This is a genomic window from Phenylobacterium sp. (assembly GCF_036264965.1).
In the GTDB taxonomy this organism is placed as follows: Bacteria; Pseudomonadota; Alphaproteobacteria; order Caulobacterales; family Caulobacteraceae; genus Phenylobacterium.
In genome coordinates, this window is record NZ_DATAPY010000074.1 from 1 (window position 1) to 3,391 (window position 3,391).

Annotated in this window: 5 protein-coding genes; all 5 read left to right on the forward strand. The window is 68.3% G+C overall.

The window, feature by feature from the left end; translation table 11 throughout:
- The coding region (locus VHS75_RS09995; protein ID WP_329638468.1) for an alpha/beta hydrolase at nucleotides 1-962 on the forward strand (962 nt) is incomplete at its 5' end.
- 203 nt (nucleotides 963-1,165) lie between these two features.
- Nucleotides 1,166-1,405 carry an aa3-type cytochrome c oxidase subunit IV gene (locus VHS75_RS10000; protein ID WP_329638469.1) on the forward strand — a complete coding sequence of 80 codons (240 nt, stop codon included), beginning with the start codon at nucleotides 1,166-1,168 and terminating at the stop codon, nucleotides 1,403-1,405.
- A 73-nt stretch (nucleotides 1,406-1,478) separates the two neighbouring features.
- On the forward strand, nucleotides 1,479-2,612 hold the full coding sequence (locus VHS75_RS10005; RefSeq protein WP_329638470.1) for a Re/Si-specific NAD(P)(+) transhydrogenase subunit alpha: 1,134 nt from the start codon (nucleotides 1,479-1,481) through the stop codon (nucleotides 2,610-2,612).
- A gap of 4 nt (nucleotides 2,613-2,616) precedes the next feature.
- Nucleotides 2,617-2,964: a proton-translocating transhydrogenase family protein gene (locus VHS75_RS10010; RefSeq protein ID WP_329638471.1), complete on the forward strand. Its 348-nt coding sequence runs from the start codon at nucleotides 2,617-2,619 to the stop codon at nucleotides 2,962-2,964.
- On the forward strand, nucleotides 2,961-3,391 hold a 431-nt coding region (locus VHS75_RS10015), incomplete at its 3' end, for an NAD(P)(+) transhydrogenase (Re/Si-specific) subunit beta (RefSeq protein WP_329638472.1). The genes VHS75_RS10010 and VHS75_RS10015, both read left to right, overlap by 4 nt.

Consider the following 3,391-nt stretch of genomic DNA (forward strand, 5'->3'; position numbering starts at 1 on the left):
CGTTCAAGGGCCAAAAGCCGCCCGCGCCGGCGTGGTTCGACTGGGCCCTGGCCCAGGCGCCAGAGACCTCGATGGTCCACGTCGACGGGGCCGAGATCGAGCTTCTGGCCTGGGGCGAGCGCGGCAAGCCGGGCCTCTTGCTGATCCACGGCAACAGCGCCAACGCCCACTGGTGGGCCTTCATCGCGCCCTATCTCGCCAAGGACTACCGGGTCGCGGCGATCTCGCTCTCCGGCATGGGCGGCTCGGACTGGCGCGAGCACTACAGTTTCACCGACTTCGCTGACGACGCCGAGGCGGTGGCGCAGGCGACCGGGCTCTATAAGGGCGGCCAGAAGCCGATCTACATTGGCCATTCGTTCGGCGGCGGCCAGGTGTTCTTCGCCGCGGTGCGAAACCCCGAACGCATGCACGCGGCGATCATGGTCGACACCGGCTTCGGCCCGCCGCCGGAAGAGCTGGCCAAGCGTCAGGCCCAGATGGAGGCCATCCGCAACATCCCCACCACCGACCGTGCGAGCCGGGTCTATCCGACGGTAGAGGCGGCGCTGTTACGCTTCCGCCTGATGCCGCCGCAGCCGGCCGGAAACCCCTACATCGCCGACTTCATCGCCCGGCGATCCTTGAAGAAAGTCCCGCTTCCTGAAGGTGAGAAGGGGTCGGACGGTTCCGGCGAGGGTTGGACCTGGCGGTTCGATCCCAACATGTGGGGCAAGCTGGTGCGCGAGATGGCCATGGGCGGCGATCCGACGCAGATTCCCGAGATCAAGACGCCCATGGTGCACATCTACGGCGCCAAAAGCCGCATCGTGGAGCACCGCAAGGCCGGCGCGCCCTCGCCGTTCCCACCGGGCATGATCGAGATCGAGATCCCTGAGGCGCACCACCACATCATGATCGACCAACCCCTGGCCTTGGTGGCCGCGATCCGCGCCTTGCTCGCCGCCTGGCCGGCGAAATAATCCAACCCAATCCGTCATCCCGGCCGCAGCGAAGCGGAGAGCCGGGACCCAGGGGTTCTGCAGTGCGTCCGCCCCTGGGTCCCGGATCGGCTCTTCGGCCGTCCGGGATGACGAAGGGGACTGGCTCAACTTGGCGCCGCTTGAGCGCAGCGCGCGTCTCGTGTAGCACCCGCCTGGAGCGCTTTGAGCAGAAGAGAGACGAGATGGCCGGCAAGGCGTCTGAATATCACCGCGGGGATATGGACATCCACGAGCAGGTGGCGACGTTCCATCTGGTGATGAACATCACCAAGTGGGGTGCGCTCTTCGTGGCCGTCGGCGTGTTGACGACCACTCTGTGGTTCTGCACCGGGACGGGTTTCCTGGGCGGCGCGATCACCGGCCTGGTGGTCCTGGCGCTGGGCATCGTCTTCCTGCGCGAAAAGCCGGCCGCCGACCATTAAGCGCGGCTGGACAGGCGCCGTGAGCACCCCCTAAGGTCGCCGCCTGTGGCGTCTCCGAGGGACCTTGCGCACCATGGCTGTCATCGCCGTCACCAGGGAGCGCCGGGCTGGTGAAACCCGCGTCGCCGCGGTCCCCGAAACGGTGAAGAAGCTGATCGCGGCGGGCTTTTCCGTTGTGGTCGAGGCTGGCGCCGGAACCGCCGCCGCCTATTCCGACGCCGACTATCAGGCCGCCGGCGCGACTCTGGCCAAGACCGCCAAGGATGCGCTCGCCAAGGCCGACATCCTGTTCAAGGTCCGCGCGCCCGAGGCCGACGAGATCGCCGCGATCAAGCCGGGCACGGTCGTCGTCGCCACCCTCAATCCCTACATCGACAAGGCCGCGCTGGCGGGCCTGGCCAAGGCCAAGGCGACGGCCTTCGCCATGGAGTTCGTGCCGCGGATCACCCGGGCCCAGGTGATGGACGTGCTCTCCTCCCAGGCCAATCTCGCCGGCTACCGCGCGGTGATCGAGGGCGCCGAGGCCTACGGCCGGGTGATGCCGATGATGATGACCGCCGCCGGCACCGTCGCCGCGGCCAAGGTGTTCATCATGGGCGTCGGCGTCGCCGGCCTGCAGGCCATCGCCACAGCTCGACGCCTGGGCGCGGTGGTCACCGCCACCGACGTGCGGCCCGCCACCAAGGAGCAGGTGGAAAGCCTCGGCGCCAAGTTCCTGGCGGTCGAGGACGACGAATTCAAGAACGCTCAGACCGCCGGCGGCTACGCCAAGGAGATGAGCAAGGAGTATCAGGCCAAGCAGGCGGAGCTGGTCTCCAGCCACATCGCCAAGCAGGACATGGTGATCACCACCGCGCTGATCCCCGGCCGCCCGGCGCCGAAGCTGGTCTCGGCCGCCCAGGTCGCCTCGATGAAGCCCGGCTCGGTGATCGTCGATCTGGCCATCGAGCAGGGCGGCAATGTCGAGGGCGCCAAGCTGGGCGAAGTCTTCGAGACCAAGAACGGGGTGAAGATCCTGGGCGTCGCCAACCTCCCGGGCCGCGTCGCGACCGACGCCTCGGCGCTCTACGCCCGCAACCTCTTCGCCTTCGCCGGCCTGTTCCTCGACAAGGAGGGCAAGTTCGCCCCCGACTACGAGGACGAGATCCTGAAGGCCGCGCTGGTCACCCAGGGCGGCGCGGTCGTCCACCCCAACCTCAAGGGCTGAGCCGATGGAAGCCGTCGATCCCACCGTCTTCCGCCTGGCGATCTTCGTGCTGGCGATCTTCGTCGGCTACTATGTGGTCTGGAGTGTGACGCCGGCCCTGCACACGCCCTTGATGGCGGTGACCAACGCCATCTCCTCGGTGATCATCGTGGGCGCCCTCTTGGCGGTGGCGGCCCATCCCGCGTCGGGCGACCCGATGACCTCCAACGTGATGATCTCCAAGGGCGCCGGCGCGGTCGCCGCGGCCTTCGCCTCGGTCAACATCTTCGGCGGCTTCCTGGTCGTTCGACGAATGCTAGCCATGTACAAGAAGAAGGCCCCGGCGGCGCCCAAGAAGGACGCCGCCTCGTGAACGCCAACCTCGCGGCCATCCTCTATCTGGTCTCCGGCGTCCTGTTCATCCTGGCGCTGCGGGGCCTTTCCTCGCCCACCACCAGCCAGGCCGGCAATCGCAACGGCATGATCGGCATGGCCATCGCCGTCGGCACGACGCTGGCGACACTGTGGAGCCAGAACGCCCTCGATCCCCTGACGCTGGGCCTGATCGCCGGCGGCGTCGCCATCGGCGGCGGGGTCGGCGCGGTGATCGCCCGGCGCGTGGCCATGACCGCCATGCCGCAGCTGGTGGCCGCCTTCCACTCCCTGGTCGGCATGGCCGCCTGCCTGGTGGCGGTGGCGGCGATCCATACGCCGGCCGCCTATGGCATCGCCTCGCCGGAGGGCGGCGTGGTCACCCATTCGCTGATCGAGCTGGCCGTGGGCCTGGCCATCGGCGCGGT

Bases quoted from the DNA above. Each gene is read 5' to 3' on its own strand.
- VHS75_RS10000 (WP_329638469.1), top strand. From the start codon at position 1,166: ATGGCCGGCAAGGCGTCTGAATATCACCGCGGGGATATGGACATCCAC.
- VHS75_RS10005 (WP_329638470.1), top strand. From the start codon at position 1,479: ATGGCTGTCATCGCCGTCACCAGGGAGCGCCGGGCTGGTGAAACCCGC.
- VHS75_RS10010 (WP_329638471.1), top strand. From the start codon at position 2,617: ATGGAAGCCGTCGATCCCACCGTCTTCCGCCTGGCGATCTTCGTGCTG.